Raw genomic sequence first — 19,176 nt, forward strand, 5'->3', positions numbered from 1 at the left:
CTCACATGACATATTCCATCGCTATTTTGGGCGCATCCGGGTACACGGGCGCTGAATTGATACGGCTGATAGCCGGGCATTCGTCCATTGAAATCAAGGCTTTGGGCGCATTCTCCAAGGCCGGACAAACTGTGGCACAGGTGTTTCCACATCTGCGTCACCTCGATTTGCCAGCTATGGTCGCCTTCGATCAAATCGATTGGAGCGGCATCGATCTGTGCTTCTGCGCCTTGCCACACAAAACCAGCCAAGAGGTGATATCCGGGCTGCCGCGGGACCTCAGGATCGTAGACCTGAGCGCCGACTTCAGGCTGCGCGATCCCGAGGCCTACGCAAAATGGTATGGCAATCCGCACAGTGCCGTCGAGATGCAAGGGGAGGCCGTGTACGGATTGACCGAATTTTACCGCGACGAGATTGCCGATGCGCGGCTTGTGGCAGGAACGGGGTGCAATGCGGCGACGGGCCAATTTGCATTGCGGCCGTTGCTCGCGGCGGGTGTGATCGACTTGGATGACATCATTCTGGACCTGAAGGCTGCCGTTTCCGGCGCGGGCCGTGCGCTCAAGGAAAACCTTCTTCACGCAGAATTGAGTGAGGGGTATCATGCCTATGCGCTTGGCGGAACGCATCGGCATTTGGGTGAGTTTGATCAGGAGTTTTCAAAGGTAGCCGGGCGGGATGTGCGGATTCAGTTTGTACCGCACTTGATCCCCGCCAATCGGGGAATTCTGGGCACGGCCTATGTAAAGGGCGAGGCGTCCGCTGTTTATGACGCTTTATCAGTAGCATACGCGCACGAGCCGTTTATCAAGGTGTTGCCGTTTGGCGAAGCACCGAGCACCAGGCACATTCGGGGTTCTAACTTTTGCCATATCGGTGTGGTGGCGGACCGGACTCCGGGACGGGTTGTCGTGATTGCAGCTTTGGATAATCTGACCAAGGGATCGTCTGGCCAAGCGTTGCAAAACGCCAATCTGATGTTAGATATCAATGAAACGGAGGGGTTGATGATGGTCCCACTGTTTCCGTAGGTGGGTGGTTATAGGGCGAAGATTTTTCGTACGAAAAATCTTTTCCCGCGCAGAGGGGAGAGCCGATGAAAAACCTCAAGAAACAGCGCCGGATCCAGATCGTCGCACTGGCTGCGGTTATACTGACCTTGTCAACGGCATTGATCGGCTATGCGATGCGCGACGGCATCAATTTCTTTCGCGCACCGAGCCAGATCGTGGCAGAACCGCCTGGCCCTACGGAAGTGTTTCGTATCGGTGGGCTGGTCGCGGAAGGGACGTTGATCCGCGGTCAGGGTGAGGCAATCCGTTTTGAGGTCACAGATGGCGGCGCAAATGTGCCTGTTGTGTTTACTGGCGTGCTTCCTGACCTTTTTGGGGAGAACGAAGGCATGGTCGGCACTGGGCGCTACATTAACGGTGTGTTTGAAGCCACTGAAATTCTTGCGAAACATGATGAAACTTATATGCCGTCTGAGGTTGTGGATGCCTTGAAAGCGCAAGGCGTTTACAAAGACCCCAACGGCTAGCGTACGCCCGAGTGAACCCGCGTTAACCATCATGTGTGCAGTCTTTCCCCCGTGCTTCGCAAAAGGGGTCAGACATGCAAACCGTAAGAGACATCGCAAGAGAGATTGTCGCCCGTGAAGGCGGCTATGTGAACGATCCGGATGATCCCGGAGGGGCCACGAATTTCGGTGTTACCATTCACACGATGCGGCGTCTGGGGCTTGATCTGGATGCTGATGGTGATGTGGATGCGCGCGATGTTCAGCGTCTGACGCAAGGTCAAGCGATTGACATTTTTGTCACACACTATTTCGAGCGCCCGCTGATTGCGCAGTTACCGGCCCCGCTGCACGCAACCGTTTTTGACATGTACGTCAATGCCGGGGCAAACGCGATCAAGATTCTGCAACGTCTTCTGACCGAGATGGGACATCCCGTCGTGGTGGATGGCGCTTTGGGCCCACGTTCTATCGCCGCGACTTCGGCAGCGTGGTCTGCTGCGCCGGATCACCTGGTGGACGCTTATGGCATTGCCCGTCGCAACTATTACTTTCGGATCGCGGATCGTCGTCCGGCCAGTCGCAAATACGCGCGCACGCGCTCCGGTCAAAAGGGCGGTTGGATCAAGCGGGCGGAAGAGTTCATTACACCACGCTATCACATGACCGCGTCACAGTTTCATGAAAGGATTGCATCATGGGGTTGATGGAACGTTTTTTCGGTCTGTTGTTTGGTGGCAGCGGCAATGTTGTGAAAAACACGGTTGAGGTGTTTCGCGAAAACGCCGAAGCCGGTTCCGCCCGAGCGCAGGCTGTTCAGATGCAGGCAATGGCGGAGTTTGGCGAAGAATTCCTTGTTCCGCGCCAAGGGGGATTCGATCGTTTTATGGATGGGGTCAACCGGTTGCCGCGGCCGGCTTTGGCGCTTGGCACCTTGGGTCTGTTCGTGTCTGCGATGGTGGCGCCCTTGTGGTTTGCCGAACGGATGCAGGGCATCGCACTGGTGCCAGAGCCGCTGTGGTGGTTGCTGGGTGTCATTGTGTCATTTTACTTTGGCGCGCGACACCAAGTGAAATCGCAGGCGTTTCAGCGGGAGCTTGTGGAAACTATGAATCGGGTGCCGCAAGTGATGGAAAACGTATCGGCTTTGCGGGCGATGAGCGCTGACAGTATCGGCGTCGCCTCGACAGGAGCGGATGCGCGCTTGACCAATGCATCGTTAGAGCCCGAAGGCAATTCGGCATTGGATGACTGGCGGCGTGTGGCCTGACAAGCCTTCAAAGGGCTTTGCCTCCGCCGCTGACGCGGCTCCTGCGGGATTTTCCGGAACAGCGAAGTTTAACCTGACGCGTCTGTGATGCGGCAAATGTGCAAGGGGCATTGGCGATGTCTCTTGCTCGTCCTATAGTCTGCGCATGATTACAGAGCTTGGCCATTTCGCCCTTATCCTCGCCTTTGTCGTAGCCATCGTGCAGACAACGGTCCCCTTGATCGGCGCATGGCGCCGCAACCCGGCCTGGATGGCCGTTGCGGAGCCTGCAGCCACGACGCAGTTCTTTCTGATCGCGTTTTCCTTCGGCGCCCTGATGTGGGCCTTTATCACGTCGGATTTCTCGCTCAGGCTGGTTGTGCTGAACAGTCATTCGGCCAAGCCGATGCTTTACAAAATTTCGGGCACATGGGGAAATCACGAAGGATCTATGCTTCTTTGGGTCCTGATCGTAGCCTTGTTTGGCGCAACCGCCGCCTGGTTTGGCAACAATCTTCCTCCAAGCCTGCGGGCGCGTGTGTTGGCGGTTCAGGGTGCGATCGGGTTGGCTTTCCTTGCGTTCATTCTCTTTACATCCAACCCGTTTCTCCGTCTGGCTGTGCCGCCCTTTGACGGGCAGGACCTGAACCCGCTTTTGCAAGATCCCGGATTGGCATTTCATCCGCCGTTTCTGTACTTGGGCTATGTGGGTTTGAGCATGGCCTTTTCCTTTGCAGTCGCCGCTCTGATCGAGGGCCGTGTGGATGCGGCCTGGGGGCGTTGGGTGCGGCCCTGGACGCTCGCGGCCTGGGTTTTCTTGACCATCGGTATCGCGCTTGGGTCCTGGTGGGCCTATTACGAGCTGGGCTGGGGTGGTTTCTGGTTTTGGGATCCGGTTGAAAACGCGTCCTTCATGCCCTGGCTGCTGGCTGCGGCCTTGCTCCACTCCGCAATCGTCGTGGAAAAGCGCGAAAGCCTGAAGAGCTGGACGATTCTGTTGGCCATTCTTGCCTTTGGGTTCTCGTTGATCGGCACGTTCATCGTGCGGTCGGGTTTGCTGACCTCGGTGCATGCCTTTGCCAACGATCCGGAGCGGGGTGTCTTCATCCTGATGATCATGGGCTTTTTCATGGGCGGTGCACTGGTCCTTTTCGCGTTCCGGGCAGGTGCGATGGAAGCGCGCGGTGTCTTTGGCATGGTGAGTCGAGAGAGCGCTTTGGTGGCAAATAACCTGCTACTGGCGGTGAGTTGTTTCGTCGTCTTTGTCGGCACGATGTGGCCGCTGGTTGCCGAGATGTTTTTTGATCGCAAGCTCAGCGTTGGCCCGCCCTTCTTCAATATGGCCTTCACTCCTTTCATGGTGCTGCTGGGGCTGATCATGCCAGTGGGCGCGATGTTGCCATGGAAACGGGCGAGCCTGACCAAGGCGATGCGTCCGTTGCGTTATGCCTTTGTTCTCGCAATCGCGATTGCGGGTTTGGCGTGGGCAATGCAATCGGGGCGCAGCCTGATCGGGCCGATGGGGGCGTTCCTGGGGGCTTGGCTGGTGATGGGTGCGGCGATCGATCTGGCGAGTAGAACGGGCCAGAAATTCAATGCAGCACGCCTGTTCCGTCTGCCACGTGCCGACTGGGGCAAATCTGTCGCGCATGCGGGGCTGGGTGTCACGATGCTGGGTGTCGCGGGGCTGACCTCGTGGCAGTCCGAAGACATCCGTGTTGCCCAAATCGGCGAGGGCTATGAGGTTGGAGGCTATACCATCACATTGGATGGGGTTGAAGAGTTCGAGGGCCCGAATTTCCTGTCGACCATGGCGTTGATTACTCTGTCCAAGGACGGGCAGGAGATTGCCCAGATGCGCCCGGAAAAGCGGATCTATCCCGTGGCGCAGATGCCCACGACAGAAGCCGCCATCGACTATAACCTGGCGCGCGACGTTTATGTTGTGATCGGGGATGCGCAGGCCAATGGGGGCTGGGCGGTGCGGACTTATATCAAACCGTTGACGAACTGGATCTGGATCGGCTGTGCGTTGATGGCGCTGGGTGGCTTCCTGAGCCTGAGCGATCGGCGCTTCAGGGTCGCTGTTGGCGCACGCAAGGCGCAACCGAAACCGGTGCCCGCGGAATGATCCGGCTTGCTGTTTGCCTGTGGCTCGCGATGGCCAGCTTTGCACTGGCCCTCGATCCGTCGGAGATGCTGGATGATCCGGTGCTTGAGGCGCAGGCGCGCGAGTTGGATCACGCGATGCGGTGCGTCGTGTGCCAATCGGAATCCGTGGCTTCTTCAAATGCACAATGGGCTGTGGATACGCGACGTGTGATCCGGGAACAGGTGGCTGCGGGTCAGACAAATGACCAGATCATGGATTTCTTCGTTGAACGCTATGGCGAATTTGTCTTGATGGCACCACGCACCAGCGGGTCGAATTGGTTGCTTTGGGCGGCAGGGCCTTTGATGTTCCTGCTCGCCGCAGGGGTCGGGATTGGATATGTCCGCGGTCGCAGTCGGGCTGTGCAGCCTGCCACCAGCACGCTGAATGCGGAGGAAGCCAAGCGATTGCGTGAAATTCTCAAAGAGTGACGCGCCGTTTGGGCTTTTCTCAATGGAACGGTTTGATATGCAAGGCGGAACACGCGTCCGAGGAGACTGCATATGAACTACGATACCCTCACATACTCGCGAGAGGACGGCATCGCGCTGATTACCCTGAACCGCGCTGACGTCATGAACGCGCTGAACACGCAGATGCGCGCCGAGATTACGCATGCGGTCACGCGCGCCGGCAAGAAGGCGCGGGTCGTTGTTCTGACCGGCGCGGGGCGCGCGTTTTGCTCAGGCCAGGATCTTGGGGATCGGGCGAATGCCGGCAACCTCGATCTGGAGCGGACGCTCCGCGACGAGTATGAGCCGATGTTGAAGGCCATCATCGACTGCCCAGTGCCGACCATTGCAGCCGTGAACGGTGCAGCTGCGGGGGCAGGGGCGAACCTTGCGCTGGCCTGTGATGTCGTGATCGCGGCGGAACGCGCCTATTTCCTGCAAGCCTTTACGCGCATCGGTCTGATCCCGGATGCGGGCGGCACCTATGTGCTGCCGCGTACGATGGGGATGGCCAAGGCGATGGGGGCGGCGCTCTTTGCGGACAAGATCAGTGCCCGTGATGCGGACAAGTGGGGCCTGATCTGGGAAGCAGTGGCCGATGACGCGTTCGAGACACAGTGGAAGGCCCGCGCGGCGCATTTGGCGCAAGGACCGACCAAGGCCTATGCATCAGTCAAGCGTGTAATACGTGCAAGTTGGAATAACGATCTCGAAGCGCAGCTGGGGATCGAGGCGTCTGAACAGGGGGCTTGCGGCCAAAGCCGCGATTTCCGCGAAGGTGTTCTGGCCTTTGTGGACAAGCGCAAGCCCGATTTCGAAGGCAGATAAACAATTAAAATTTGTGCGCAGCTGAACCCGGTGTGATAACCGGGCACGCTCGCATTTTTCACTCAAGGGATCCCTCTTGTTGGTCATCATGCCCATCAAGATGGGTCCAAGCTGACGTCGCAACGCCAGCTTGGCTCTTCACAAGGGCGCGAAAGCGCCCATTCTCTTGATCACCGGTTTTCGATGTCGGTATAGTCGCGCAGCGTTTCACCCAGATACAACTGGCGTGGACGACCGATTTTGTTCTGTGGATCGGCGATCATTTCCTTCCACTGCGAGATCCATCCTACCGTGCGGCTGACCGCAAAGATCGGCGTGAACATCGACGTTGGGAATCCCATCGCCTCAAGGATAATGCCGGAGTAGAAGTCGACATTCGGAAACAGCTTTTTGTCGGCGAAATACGGATCTTCCAGGGCAGCTTTCTCAAGCTCCTTCGCGACCTGCAGAACCGGGTTGTTCTCGACACCCAAAAGCTCAAGCACCTCGTCTGCGGATTGTTTCATCACCGTCGCGCGGGGGTCAAAGTTCTTGTAAACGCGGTGACCAAAACCCATCAGGCGGAACGGATCGTCCTTGTCCTTCGCGCGGGCGATGAATTCGGGAATGCGGTCGACCGTTCCAATTTCCTTCAGCATCTCGAGGCAGGCCTGGTTCGCTCCCCCATGCGCCGGGCCCCAAAGGCAGGCGATGCCGGCGGCAATACAGGCGAAGGGATTGGCACCGGAACTTGAAGCCAGACGCACCGTCGAGGTCGAGGCGTTCTGTTCGTGATCCGCGTGCAGGGTAAAGATGCGGTCCATCGCGCGGCTGAGAATCGGATTGACGATATAGTCCTCGGCAGGCACGGCAAAGCACATGCGCAGGAAGTTCGAGGCGTAGTCCTCATCATTGCGCGGATAGACGAAGGGCTGGCCTATGGAATATTTATACGCCCAGGCGGCGATCGTCGGCATCTTGGCGATGAGACGATGGCTCGCGATTTCCCGCTGGCGTTCGTCGGAAATGTCGGTGCTGTCGTGATAGAATGCAGACATCGCTCCGACCACGCCGACCATGACGGCCATCGGGTGGGCGTCGCGTCGGAACCCGCGGAAAAAGTTCTGCATCTGCTCATGCAGCATCGTGTGCATGGTGATGTTGTGCTCGAACTTTTCGAGCTCGGGGGCAGAAGGCAGTTCACCGTAAAGCAAGAGATAACACACTTCGAGAAAGTGCGATTTTGCAGCAAGTTGGCCGATGGGATAACCGCGGTGCAGCAGTATACCCTCGTTGCCATCGATAAAGGTAATGGTGCTGTCGCAGCTTGCGGTTGAGGTAAAGCCGGGATCATAGGTGAATACGCCGGCCTGACCATAAAGCTTGCGGATGTCCAACACGTCCGGTCCCACGGTCGGGGAATGAATGGGGAGGTCGTAGGTGTCGTTGCCAATCGTCAGTCTTGCAGATTTCGGTGCGTCAGCCATCAGGTTCGTTCCTTTCGTCGCGAGGCGGGTCATCCCGCCACAAGCCACCGTTGATGCGGATGGCTTTGTCAATGGGCTGCGTGCCTGGCGTGACGGGAAATCCTGTCAGGCCGCAGCGTCTTCAAGTCTGGCGAGGGTCTCATCGCGCCCCAGGACCAGCATCATATCAAAAACCGAAGGTGTTACGGCACGCCCCGCCAATGCAGCCCGAAGGGGCCCTGCGAGTTTGCCGAATTTAGTATCCTGAGCCGCAGCAAAGTCGTTCAGGACCACCTCAAGGCTGTCTCGATCCCAAGTAACGCTTTGCAGGTGCGGCGTCAATTCCTTCAGTATACCACGGGATACCAAGTCGAGCGATTTTGCCGCCTTTTCGTCGGGCTCAATGGGCCGAGATGTCAGAATAAAATGCGCTTTTTCAAGAAGTTCCGGAAAAGTTTTGGACCGCTCTTTGACAAAAGGAAGCGCGTCAAGAAGTCCGCGTGATTGTGACTCCGTAAGCTTGGGCAAGCCTGCGGCGCCCATATATTCCCTGATTTCTTGCTGCAACGCGGCATCATCGGCCAGCGCCATATGTTGTCCACACAGGTTTTCGAGTTTCTTCACGTCAAAGCGCGCGGGGCTTTTGCCGATCCCGTCAAGGTCGAACCAGTCGCGGGCTTGCGCGTCACTGAAGAATTCGTCGTCGCCATGGCTCCAACCCAGACGCGCCAGATAGTTGCGCATGCCCGCCGCCGGATATCCCATTGCCTGGTATTCCTGCGCTCCCAGCGCGCCGTGGCGTTTGGACAGCTTTTTGCCATCTGGTCCGTGGATCAGCGGAATATGCGCCCAGGTTGGCACGTCCCAGCCCATGGCGTCATAGATCATCATTTGCCGCGCCGCATTGTTCAGGTGATCGTCGCCGCGGATCACGTGCGTCACACCCATATCGTGATCATCGACGACCACGGCGATCATATAAACCGGAGTGCCATCGCCGCGCAGCAAGACCATATCGTCCAGCTGATCGTTGCGGATGGTCACATCGCCTTGCACTGCGTCACGAATGACTGTGGTCCCGTCCTCCGGAGCCTTGATCCGCACCACATATGGCATGTCGGGGAAGGTGGCGGGGTCCGCATCGCGCCAAGGCGAGCGAAACAGAGTAGAACGGCCTTCGGCGCGGGCTGTCTCGCGGAAGGTCGCAATCTCGTCCTGCGTCGAAAAACACTTGTAGGCTTTGCCTTCGGCCAGAAGCGCAAGGGCCACATCCGCATGCCGATCGGCGCGGTCGAACTGGCTGATCACCTCGCCATCATGGTCCAGGCCCAACCATGCCAATCCGTCCAGAATCGCCTGTGTGGCTTCAGGCGTCGATCGGGCGCGGTCTGTGTCTTCGATGCGCAGCAGGAATTTTCCGCCGCGACCACGTGCATAGAGCCAATTGAACAGCGCCGTACGCGCGCCGCCGATGTGTAGAAAACCGGTGGGAGAAGGGGCAAAACGGGTGACGACGGGCGTGGACATGGGCGGTATTTACCTTTTCGTAACCATGAAGGTCATAGGGTTTGGCATTCTACTATCCACCATGGGCGCGAGGGGCAAGCATGGGCCTTGTCACGACCTTTCAACAGGCACTCTTGTTTCAGCGCGGGTGGCTTTTTGGCTGGCTTCCCGTCGGCATGGCGATCGGGATCGCGATATTTTTCGGGTTGCGGTTCGAACCTTCTTCAGGCGCCATCGCTGCGGTGGTTGCAGGAGGGGTTTTCTGCGTCGGCGCTGCGCGGCGGATGGATGAAAGCCTGTCACCGATTGCTGTTTTTCTGGCGATGATCGCCCTTGGGTTCGGCGTGGCCGCATGGCGGGCGCATTCGGTTGCGGGCCCGGTCATCGACTGGCGTTATTACGGCCCGATTGAAGGCCGGATCGTGGGTATCGATCGCAGTGGGTCAGACGCGGTGCGCCTGACACTGGACCGTGTCAAGCTTGACCGAGTGGCCCCCGCAGACACGCCGCGGCGGGTGCGCATTTCGCTGCATGGTGATCCAATGCTCGGTGTTGCCCCCATGCCGGGCCTGCGCGTGATGACAACCGGGCATCTCAGCCCGCCCAGCGGCCCGGTCGAGCCGGGCGGTTTTGATTTCCAGCGCCATGCCTGGTTTGCCGGCCTTGGGGCGGTCGGCTATGTCCGCGTGCCTCTGCTGGCGATTGCGCCTGCGGAATTTGATCTGGCACAGATGATCTTTCGCATTCGCATGGCGGCGTCGCTGCGCGTCCGCGAGGTGCTGCCCGGCGATATCGGCGGTTTTGCTGCGGCGGTGACAACAGGCGATCGCAGCGGCATCAGCCAAGGCGCATTGGAGGCATTGCGCGCGTCCAATACTGCACACTTGCTGGCCATTTCCGGCCTTCACATGGGCCTTCTGAGTGGATTTGTCTTTGGCCTTCTGCGGCTGTGCTTTGCACTGATCCCTGCGGTCGCGCTGCGCTGGCCCGCGCGCAAAATTGCAGCGGGCGGGGCGTTGGCGGCGGCAGCGGTCTATCTGGCCTTGTCCGGTGGGAATGTGGCGACCGAAAGGGCCTTCGTGATGGTTGCAGTCGCGCTTTGCGCGATCATGGTTGACCGGCGCGCCCTGAGCCTGCGGGCGGTCGCAATGGCGGCGATGATCGTGCTGGCCTTGCGCCCGGAAGCCTTGATGGGGCCGGGGTTCCAGATGTCATTTGCGGCGACCACTGCGCTGGTGGCTGTGTTCGGATGGATGCGGGACGCTCCGAAAGGCCCGAGATGGGCGCAACCGGTGATCGGGGTTGTTGTTTCTTCGGCGGTGGCGGGGCTGGCGACGGCGCCCATTGGGGCCGCGCATTTCAACGCCGTCGCGCATTACGGTTTGCTGGCCAATCTGGCCAGCGTGCCGCTGATGGGCGTCTTGGTGATCCCGGCGGCTGTGCTCGCCTTGCTGCTGTCGCCCTTTGGCGGCGAAGCGATTGGCCTGTGGATCATGGGGGGCGGGTTGGCCTGGATCCTTTGGGTGGCGGAAACCGTCGCGGGGCTGGACGGGGCCCGCCGGTTTGTGCCCGGGCCGGGGCCGTGGGTGCTGCCCGCAATGGCGTTGGGGGCGCTCTTTGTGATTCTGTGGCGGGGGCGGCTGCGCTTTGCCGGGCTCGCAGGCATCATTGTGGCCCTCGCTATGTGGCAATTGGGTGAACGCCCATCAGTTTTGATCGCCGACACGGGCGCGATCGTGGGCGTCATGACACCACAGGGTCGGGCGTTGAGCAAGGAGAAGGGCGCGGGCTTCGTTGCACGCAACTGGCTGGAGAATGATGGAGACGGAACGTTGCAACCAGATGCGGCACAGCGATGGCGAGGCGGCGCGTCGACATGGCTGGATGGGAACCTGGTGCACCTGAGTGGAAAACGCGCCCTCGCGGGCTTTACCGGGTGCCGTCCCGGCGAGGTGGTCGTCGTAAATGGAAACATCCCGACTGCGGTGCGCGCGGACTGCCTCTTGCTGGATGCGAGAACCCTGCGCAAAACCGGAGCAATCGCCATCGTTGGAACGGGCAATGACGCCCGTCTCATCACCGCGCGTCAGATTGGAGGAGACCGGCTATGGTCAGGCTGGACCAAACATCCCGCGCCGGTCCTGAAGCTTCGGTCCGCAGAGGAGAAAATTGCGGTGAAATAGGGCGCGCGCACCTGCCGTCTCAGCTGTACGGACGGGTTCATGGACCCCGTAAGGCGCACCCTTGGTGCGCCTCGCCGCCAGCCTCAATACGTTCGGATCAAGCCCACAAGCCGCCCTTGCACCTTGACCTGGCCGACCGGAAAGACGCGGGTTTCATAGGCAGGATTGGCGGCTTCGAGTGCAATGGAATCGCCGTGCCGCTTATAGCGTTTCAGCGTTGCCTCGTGATCTTCGACAAGGGCTACGACGATGTCGCCATTATCCGCAGAGGAAGTTTCACGGATCACCACCACATCCCCGTCGTTGATACCGGCTTCAATCATCGAATCGCCTTTGACTTCGAGGGCATAGTGATTGCCCTGCGTCGAAACCATCTGGCTGGGCACGGCAACCGAATGGGACACTTCCGAAATGGCCGAGATCGGCACACCGGCCGCGATACGGCCCATGACGGGCAGTTCGATGGCTTGAGCCGTCTCAACGGCGCGTGCGCCTGCGGGGGGCGGTGCATCCTGGCGGTCACCCTCGATCACGCGGGGCGTGAACCCGCTGGCTGGGCCACCAAGGCTTTCCGGCAGGCGCACGACTTCGATGGCGCGGGCACGATGCGCCAGACGGCGGATAAATCCGCGTTCTTCCAATGCGGTGATCAGGCGATGAATCCCGGACTTGGAGCGCAAGTCCAACGCCTCTTTCATTTCGTCAAAGCTGGGTGGGACGCCATCGCGCTGCACCCGTTTGTGAATGAATTCCAGCAGATCCAGCTGCTTTTTCGTCAACATGCCCGTTCCTCCAAGCCAATGTGTGTTTCCCACAGGTTTGGTTTTGTTCTACGGACGTTCCCCTTTTGTGTCAACAATTAGTCGATCAGGATGGCATCGACCACAGTCCCTGCCATGCGCGGAGGGTCATGAGGGGGGCGGACCATCAACGCATTGGAGCGGGCCAGCACAGTCAAAAGCGAGCTGTCTTGCAGCCCCGCATCCGTGATCTGGCCCTTGGCAATGGTCGCGCGCATATAGTGTTCGCGCGGGCCGTTGGCGGCGATGTCGGCGGCCAAGGGAACTTGAACGCGCGGCGCGGGTGTGCGGCCCAGGCCCATCATGGTGCGCAGCATGGGTTGCAGGAAGACCGTGCCACAGACCATGGCCGACACCGGATTGCCGGGCAGGCCGACCATTGGCACACCGTGCAAACGGCCTGCCATAAGGGGTTTGCCCGGACGCATAGCCACCTTGTAAAACGCCTGATCCATCCCGAGGTCAGCAGCCACTTCAGCCACAAGGTCGTGGTCTCCGACGGAGGCCCCACCGATGGTGACAATCAGATCGGCGCCCCGGGTCAGTCCAAAAACGGTGATGAGGGAAGACTTGGTATCGCGCGCGACGGGCAAGATCCGCACTACGGCCCCCATGGCTTCGAACATCGCGGCCAGGCCAAAACTGTTGGAGGCGATGATCTGATCCGCGCCCGGATCCTCGCCCGGCATCACCAATTCATCCCCGGTGGCAATCACGGCGATCACTGGTTTTCGGATGACGGGAACCGTCACGACGTTCATTGCCGCCAGCAATGCAACGTCGCCAGAGCTGAGACGGCGGGGCGGGGCGAGCAAGACGTTTCCCTGTTCAAAGTCCACACCCGCCGGGCGAATGTTGTCCTTGGGTTCGGGACCGTCCGTTAACGTGATCAGATCGCCGGTCCGTTCGACATCTTCCTGAATGACCACCTTGTCGGCACCATCGGGCACGGGCGCGCCGGTAAAGATGCGGACCGCCTGACCTGCACCCAGCGTGCCCGTCCAGCCATGGCCCGCTGCCGATTCGCCGACAACTTTGAACTGGGCGTGCAGATCGGCTTCGACGCCCTTGAGCGCGTAACCGTCCATCGATGACGCGGCAAAGGGCGGCTGGGTGCGCGTCGCGGCAACGGGTACGGCAAGCATCCGCCCGGCGGCATCGCGCAGGGGGACCGTTTCATGCGGCAGGGCGTCGGCCAGTTCAAACAGATGCTCAAGCGCTTGCGCAACAGTGATCATGTCGTCTCGTAGCGCCCGGATTTGCCACCATCCTTGAGCACGACGCGCAAGCCACCAATTTCCATGCCCTTATCGACGGCTTTGGCCATGTCATAAACGGTCAGCGCGCAGGTCGCGGCGGCGGTCAATGCCTCCATCTCGACGCCGGTCTGGCCCGTGGTCTTGACAGTTGCCGTGATGCGCAATCCCGGCAACGTCGGGTCGGGGTCCAGATCGACAGAAACCTTTGTGATGGGCAGTGGGTGACAGAGCGGAATCAGATCGGCGGTTTTCTTGGCCCCCATGATCCCGGCCAAGCGGGCCACACCGATCACGTCGCCTTTTTTTGCACGGCCTTGTGTAATAATTTCAAACGTTTCCGGCTGCATCTTGATCCAGGTCTCCGAAACCGCAACCCGGTTTGTGACGGCCTTGTCGGAGACGTCGACCATGTGGGCAGCGCCATCGCTGTCGAAATGGGTCAGGGCCATTCTACATGCCTCCGCCGACCACCAGTGGGTTGGCCAGAAGGGCGTGGGTCGCTGCGGTGATATCGTCCTGCCGCATGAGGCTTTCGCCGATCAGGAAACTGCGGGCACCGTACATAGCCATATCGGCAAGTTCAGCGGGTGTGTTCAATCCGCTCTCCGAGACGATCACCCGGTCGGCGGGCACCAGTTTCGAAAGCTTGCGCGTGGTGTCGAGATTGGTCTCGAATGTGTTGAGATCGCGGTTGTTGATCCCCATCAGCGAACTTTTCAACAGGCTGGCCCGTTCAAGTTCCGGCAGATCATGCACTTCGATCAGCACATCCATCCCCCATTCGATGGCGGTTTCCTCGAGTTCGACGGCCTGTGTGTCGCTGACGCTCGCCATGATAATGAGGATGCAATCTGCGCCAAGCGCGCGCGCCTCGATCACCTGATACGGGTCGTACATGAAATCCTTGCGCAAGACCGGCAGCTCGCATGCGGCGCGGGCCTCGACCAGATAGTTCTTGGCACCCTGAAAGCTGGGTATGTCCGTCAACACCGACAAACAGGTCGCGCCGCCCGTTTCATAGCTCTGGGCAATGGCTGCGGGATCAAAGTCGGCGCGGATCAGTCCTTTCGACGGGCTGGCTTTTTTGACCTCGGCGATCAGGCCATACCCTGTCCGGCTGGCTTGACGCAGAGCTTCGGCAAACGGGCGCACATTAAATGCGTTGCGTGCTTCAACTTCCAACACATCGAGCGGTTTCGCGGCCTTGTCAGCGGCAATTTCTTCCAGCTTGTAGTCTTTGATGCGGTCGAGGATCGTGTTGGTCATATCGTAGGCTCTTGTTTGAGAGGGTGAACCGGGGGCCAGCCCCCGGACCCCCGGGATATTTATGGCCGAAAGAAGTTACCCGTTCTGGCTGATTTTGGCGACAGCTTTGATCTTAGCCATTGCGGCGCCGCTGTCGATGCTTTGTTGGGCGGCGGCGACACCGTCCTTGAGGTCGTCCGCCACACCTGCCACCTTGAGGGCGGCGGCAGAATTGAGCAAAACCGCATCGCGGTAGGCACCGGGCGCGCCATCCAGAAGCGCGCGGAAGGCAATGGCGTTTTCTTCGGGTGTGCCGCCGACGATGTCCTCGAAGGGATGAACCGGCAGGCCTGCGTCTTCGGGGTGGACCTCGAAATCGGTCACGGTGTCGCCGTCCAGAGCTGACACCCAGGACAGGCCGGTGATGGTCAATTCGTCGGTCCCGTCCGAGCCATGCACAAGCCACGCCACATCCGAGCCCAGCTGACCCAGCGTTTCGGCCATGGGCCGGATCAGGTCGCGTGAGAACGCGCCGGTGAGCTGTCGTTTGACCCCTGCGGGATTGGTCAGCGGACCGAGGATGTTGAAGATCGTGCGCGTGCCCAGTTCGGCCCGCGTCGGCATGACATGGGCGATAGCGGGATGGTGCATCGGGGCCATCATGAACCCGATCCCGACCTCGTTCAGCGCCCTTTCAACGACAGCGGGGCCGACCATGACATTGATCCCCATCTGGGTCAGCGCATCCGCCGCGCCGGATTTGGAGCTGAGGTTGCGATTGCCATGTTTGGCCACGGGCACGCCGGCACCGGCCACGACAAAGGCCGTGGCTGTCGAAATGTTGAGCGTTCCCTTGCCGTCTCCGCCCGTGCCAACGATATCCATCGCCCCGTCGGGGGCCTGCACCGCGTTGCATTTCGCGCGCATCACGGCGGCGGCAGCCGCATATTCATCGACGGTTTCACCGCGCGTGCGCAGGGCCATCAGCAGCCCGCCGATCTGGCTTGGCGTCGCTTCACCCTCAAACAGGATCTGAAAAGCCTGCTCGGCCTGCGCACGGGTCAGCGGGCCGTTGGCGGCGGCATCGATCAATGGCTTCAGCGTGTCGCTCATGCGGGCACCGGCAGCAGATCGACAAAGTTTTGCAGCATCGCGTGTCCGTGCTCCGAGCGTATGGATTCGGGATGGAACTGTACTCCGTGGATCGGCAAGTCTCGATGGCGCAGGCCCATGATGGTGCCATCCTCCAGCTCTGCGTTGACTTCGAGGCAGTCGGGCAGGCTTGCGCGCTCGACAATCAGTGAATGGTAGCGGGTGGCCGCAAAGGGCGTGGGCAAGCCGGTGAAAACGCCTGTCCCTTTGTGATGCATTGTTCCCAACTTGCCGTGCACGATGTCATCGGCACGCACGACCTTGCCACCAAACATCTGTCCAATGGTCTGGTGCCCCAGACAGACGCCCATCAGCGGCGTGCGGGTTTCCGCCGCGGCTTGCGTCAGGGCAAGGCAGATGCCCGCCTGATCGGGATCGCAAGGACCGGGCGACAGCAGAATGCCGCTTGGGCGCATGCCCATGGCCTCTTGCACGTCCAGCGCGTCATTACGGCGCACCACCACTTCCGCGCCGAGCCCTCCCAGATAGTGAACCAGATTATAGGTAAAACTGTCGTAATTATCGATCAGCAGCAGCATCGTCGTATTCTTTGTTCCAAGGGGCGGCAGAGGCCTTTATACTCAGATGCATACATGCTCAGGCTTGCCAGCCAGCGTCAAGGGCAGGGCGGCCGGAGTATAAGGATAAAGCAGTTGGTTCCGGCACGTGCAAAGCGCGGCGGGGACCACAACAGGCGGAGACAGCGATATGGCACGGGGTTTTCTGAGCGGTGTGATCTGGGGCGGTGTCGTCAGCGTGGTCGGCGCCGGTGTCTTGTCGGTCATGACCGAAGGACCGGTGGCGCCGGATGTCGCCGTGTCGGCACCGCAGGCCGCCACGGCGCCGACAACGGGCGATCCCAGCACGGCCGATGCGGTGACCGACGCGGACCTTGTGCGTGACGGGGAAGCCCGCCAAGGCACGTCCCCCCAAGCCGATGATGTGACAGCCGCGGTTGTGGCGGGGTCCGACACGCCAACGGTTCCGCAAACAGGAAGTGCCGAAGGACTGGAAGGGCCTGCACGGAGTATTGCAAGCGCAGGGGTGGAGGTTCTGGATGAACCTCCTGTCTTGCCGAGCGCGCCCGTCGGTCTGCCCGCCGCGCCAAATGCCGAAGATGTGCTGTCGATCTCGACCGATCCGGCGCAACCACCCGCTCCCGTTGTTCCGGAAACCGAAAGTGCGTTTGCACTTCCGAGTGATGCGCCCGAGATCGGCACCAATCCCGTCCAACCACAGGCGCCGACCGAGGCGGAGGATACCGGACAAGGACAAGCGCTGACGGTAACTGAGGATGCCGAAGCTGACGTGGCGGCGGCGCAAGAGGCCGAGACTTCAGATCTTGGGTCCGATGCCCTGCAACCGATACAACCTCTGACGCCTGAAGCGCCGCAAGACAACATCATTGCCGCCTTGCCATCAGCACTTGATCCGGTCCCGTCCACCCAAGACGGGCCGACCATAGGGCGCAAAGCCACCTCGCTCGTGGACAGGTCGACCGAAAGCTCCGACGGCACTGGAACGATGGCGGAAGACACCGTGGGTTTGCCTCCGATCGAGGTCTTTGCCGCGCCATTTCAGAACGCAGATGACAAACCACTGATGGCCATTGTTCTGATCGACACTGGCGTGGATCTGACCGATGGGCCCGTGGGCGTGGCGGCCCTCGAAAGCTTTCCTTATCCGTTGAGCTTTGCGGTGGACGCCAGCCTGCCCGACGCGGCACGGCGGATCGCTGACTACCGGGCACAGGGCTTCGAGGTGATTTTGACGGTTGACCTGCCGCAAGGGGCGACCGCGTCGGATGTCGAGACCACCTTGTCCGCGGTGCTGGCGGACAGACCGGAAGTCGTTGCAATAATGGAAGGCGCAGGGGCGGGCTTGCAGAACAGTCGCGAGGCGAGCGACCAGATCACCGAAGCGCTCAGGGCCACTGGCCACGGATTGGTGTTGCAGTCCAAGGGGCTGAACACGGCGCAAAAAATGGCCCTTCGCGAAGGTGTTCCGACAGGCTTGATTTTCCGCGATTTCGACAGTGCCGGACAGACGCCGCCGGTCATTCGCCGGTTCCTTGATCAGGCCGCGTTTCGCGCCGGGCAGGAAGGCGGTGTGATCATGGTCGGCCGCCTGCGATCCGACACGATCACGGCGCTGTTGCTCTGGGGCTTGCAGGACCGAGCGCAGCGGGTTGCCCTGGCACCGATCTCAGCCGTCTTGCGCACCCTATCTGCGGAACCCTGAGGCTGTGAGGATGGCGCACCAACAGGTGCGCCTTACGGGGAAGTACGAGCCATTGCGAGTCTCAGATGATTTCGTCTTCGTCAAACAGCGGGTCATCGCCCAGTTGGGCCGTTAGCGCGTCCAGCGTGTCTTCATCCGCTTTCGGGTGCAATTCCGCGAGATGAAAAACGGCATCCCCTTCGTTGACCACCGGTAAAACAGCACGGCCAATCAGGATACCGGGCCCGGGCGCCAGCAGATCCGTTTCAGTGTCGCCCGCAGGGTCCGATACCGTCGCCAGCAGGTCGCCTTCGCCCACAACATCACCCTCGGCCCGGAACGTCCGCAGCAAGCCGCCGGAGGGTGCACGCAGCCATTGCGAGGCGCGGCACACCAGAGACGGCGCGCGTGCGCGCGCAATGCCCTTGGCGCCCAGCATACCCTGATCACGCATCACCCGCAAAATACCTGCAACACCAGCCCGCACAGCGAATTCGTCAAAACGCAAACCTTCACCCGCCTCATAGAGCAGCACCGGTGTGCCCCGGGCCGCAGCCTCACCGCGCAGGCTGCCCGCGCGCAAGGGAGAGGTCAGGATCACGGGCGCCCCGAAGGCGCGCGCCATCTTGGCGGTGGTACTGTCGCCGGGGGTGACCCGGATTTGTGGCAGATTGGTTCGATGCACCGCAGCCGAATGCAGGTCGATCCCGAAATCGCAGCGTAACACGACGTCATTAAGGAAAATAAAGGCCAGGCGCGATCCCAGTGATCCCTTGGTCGAGCCCGGAAAGCACCGGTTCAGATCGCGCCGGTCAGGCAGGTATCTGGAGCGTGCGAGAAATCCGAAACTGTTGACGATGGGCACGACCACGAGCGTCCCGCGCAACTTGTCCAATTGCGGCGCGCGCAGCAGGCGTCTCACAATCTCGACACCGATGACCTCATCACCGTGCACCGCTGCCGACACGAACATCGTCGGCCCGGCACGCTTGCCATGCACCACCTCGATCGAGAGGTTGACACGGGTGTGATCGGGCAGGGCCGATACCGGCAAGGCGACGGAGCCACGGGTCCCCGGGGCAAAAACGTCCAGACCGATCGTAAAGGGCGTTTGCGTCATCAGGGCGCTCCAAGCCCAAGGGTCACCGTGCGGGTCTGCCTCT

The 19,176-nt window shown here is 60.5% G+C and carries 18 protein-coding genes; 9 read left to right on the top strand and 9 right to left on the bottom strand.

Features of this window, described 5'->3' with window-relative positions:
• Positions 1 to 5 precede the first annotated feature (5 nt).
• The 7 genes from argC (at position 6) to LC354_RS12325 (ending at position 6,203) form a co-directional block, all read left to right on the top strand.
• Positions 6 to 1,034: an N-acetyl-gamma-glutamyl-phosphate reductase gene (argC, locus tag LC354_RS12295; RefSeq protein WP_223424198.1), complete on the top strand. Its 1,029-nt coding sequence runs from the start codon at positions 6 to 8 to the stop codon at positions 1,032 to 1,034.
• A gap of 65 nt (positions 1,035 to 1,099) precedes the next feature.
• Positions 1,100 to 1,543 carry a cytochrome c maturation protein CcmE gene (gene ccmE, locus LC354_RS12300; RefSeq protein WP_223424200.1) on the top strand — a complete coding sequence of 148 codons (444 nt, stop codon included), beginning with the start codon at positions 1,100 to 1,102 and terminating at the stop codon, positions 1,541 to 1,543.
• 74 nt (positions 1,544 to 1,617) lie between these two features.
• The gene (locus LC354_RS12305; RefSeq protein ID WP_223424202.1) at positions 1,618 to 2,229 is read left to right on the top strand and encodes a holin-associated N-acetylmuramidase; all 612 of its coding nucleotides are present in this window, start codon (positions 1,618 to 1,620) and stop codon (positions 2,227 to 2,229) included.
• The gene (locus LC354_RS12310; RefSeq protein WP_223424204.1) at positions 2,220 to 2,792 is read left to right on the top strand and encodes a holin family protein; all 573 of its coding nucleotides are present in this window, start codon (positions 2,220 to 2,222) and stop codon (positions 2,790 to 2,792) included. The genes LC354_RS12305 and LC354_RS12310 overlap by 10 nt, the downstream gene beginning before the upstream one ends.
• A 145-nt stretch (positions 2,793 to 2,937) precedes the next feature.
• Positions 2,938 to 4,902, top strand: coding sequence for a heme lyase CcmF/NrfE family subunit (locus LC354_RS12315; protein WP_223424206.1), 1,965 nt, complete (start codon positions 2,938 to 2,940; stop codon positions 4,900 to 4,902).
• Positions 4,899 to 5,354: a cytochrome c-type biogenesis protein gene (locus LC354_RS12320; protein ID WP_223424207.1), complete on the top strand. Its 456-nt coding sequence runs from the start codon at positions 4,899 to 4,901 to the stop codon at positions 5,352 to 5,354. Before LC354_RS12315 ends, LC354_RS12320 begins: the two co-directional genes overlap by 4 nt.
• Positions 5,355 to 5,426: 72 nt before the next feature.
• Positions 5,427 to 6,203: an enoyl-CoA hydratase-related protein gene (locus LC354_RS12325; protein WP_223424209.1), complete on the top strand. Its 777-nt coding sequence runs from the start codon at positions 5,427 to 5,429 to the stop codon at positions 6,201 to 6,203.
• A 170-nt stretch (positions 6,204 to 6,373) separates the two neighbouring features.
• On the opposite strand, the gene gltA is transcribed toward LC354_RS12325, so the two are convergent.
• Complete coding sequence (gene gltA, locus LC354_RS12330) at positions 6,374 to 7,669, bottom strand: citrate synthase (RefSeq protein ID WP_223424211.1); 1,296 nt, start codon at positions 7,667 to 7,669, stop codon at positions 6,374 to 6,376.
• Between the two features lie 105 nt (positions 7,670 to 7,774).
• Positions 7,775 to 9,175 (bottom strand): glutamate--tRNA ligase, encoded by a 1,401-nt coding sequence (gltX, locus tag LC354_RS12335; RefSeq protein WP_223424213.1) that lies wholly within the window; start codon positions 9,173 to 9,175, stop codon positions 7,775 to 7,777.
• Positions 9,176 to 9,255: 80 nt separating this feature from the next.
• Between gltX and LC354_RS12340 the strand changes: the two genes are divergently transcribed.
• The gene (locus tag LC354_RS12340; RefSeq protein ID WP_223424215.1) at positions 9,256 to 11,337 is read left to right on the top strand and encodes a ComEC/Rec2 family competence protein; all 2,082 of its coding nucleotides are present in this window, start codon (positions 9,256 to 9,258) and stop codon (positions 11,335 to 11,337) included.
• An 83-nt stretch (positions 11,338 to 11,420) separates the two neighbouring features.
• Here the strand turns inward: LC354_RS12340 and lexA are convergent, their stop codons facing one another.
• The 6 genes from lexA to LC354_RS12370 form a co-directional block, all read right to left on the bottom strand.
• A complete protein-coding gene (gene lexA / locus LC354_RS12345) occupies positions 11,421 to 12,119 on the bottom strand; it encodes a transcriptional repressor LexA (protein WP_223424216.1) in 699 nt (232 codons plus the stop codon).
• 77 nt (positions 12,120 to 12,196) lie between these two features.
• Positions 12,197 to 13,375, bottom strand: coding sequence for a molybdopterin molybdotransferase MoeA (locus LC354_RS12350; RefSeq protein ID WP_223424218.1), 1,179 nt, complete (start codon positions 13,373 to 13,375; stop codon positions 12,197 to 12,199).
• Positions 13,372 to 13,845 carry a cyclic pyranopterin monophosphate synthase MoaC gene (moaC, locus tag LC354_RS12355; protein ID WP_223424220.1) on the bottom strand — a complete coding sequence of 158 codons (474 nt, stop codon included), beginning with the start codon at positions 13,843 to 13,845 and terminating at the stop codon, positions 13,372 to 13,374. The genes LC354_RS12350 and moaC overlap by 4 nt, the downstream gene beginning before the upstream one ends.
• A gap of 1 nt (position 13,846) precedes the next feature.
• Entirely contained in the window at positions 13,847 to 14,662 is an 816-nt protein-coding gene (trpC, locus tag LC354_RS12360; protein ID WP_223424222.1) for an indole-3-glycerol phosphate synthase TrpC, read from the bottom strand.
• A 75-nt stretch (positions 14,663 to 14,737) separates the two neighbouring features.
• Positions 14,738 to 15,754, bottom strand: coding sequence for an anthranilate phosphoribosyltransferase (trpD, locus tag LC354_RS12365; protein WP_223424224.1), 1,017 nt, complete (start codon positions 15,752 to 15,754; stop codon positions 14,738 to 14,740).
• Positions 15,751 to 16,332: an anthranilate synthase component II gene (locus LC354_RS12370; protein ID WP_223424225.1), complete on the bottom strand. Its 582-nt coding sequence runs from the start codon at positions 16,330 to 16,332 to the stop codon at positions 15,751 to 15,753. Before LC354_RS12370 ends, trpD begins: the two co-directional genes overlap by 4 nt.
• A 169-nt stretch (positions 16,333 to 16,501) precedes the next feature.
• On the opposite strand from LC354_RS12370, the gene LC354_RS12375 reads away from it, so the two are divergent.
• On the top strand, positions 16,502 to 18,034 hold the full coding sequence (locus LC354_RS12375) for a divergent polysaccharide deacetylase family protein (protein ID WP_223424227.1): 1,533 nt from the start codon (positions 16,502 to 16,504) through the stop codon (positions 18,032 to 18,034).
• Positions 18,035 to 18,095: 61 nt separating this feature from the next.
• On the opposite strand, the gene LC354_RS12380 is transcribed toward LC354_RS12375, so the two are convergent.
• Positions 18,096 to 19,136 (bottom strand): succinylglutamate desuccinylase/aspartoacylase family protein, encoded by a 1,041-nt coding sequence (locus tag LC354_RS12380; protein WP_399203479.1) that lies wholly within the window; start codon positions 19,134 to 19,136, stop codon positions 18,096 to 18,098.
• Positions 19,137 to 19,176 lie beyond the last annotated feature (40 nt).

The organism is Tateyamaria pelophila (assembly GCF_019966495.1).
Taxonomy (GTDB): domain Bacteria; phylum Pseudomonadota; class Alphaproteobacteria; order Rhodobacterales; family Rhodobacteraceae; genus Tateyamaria; species Tateyamaria pelophila.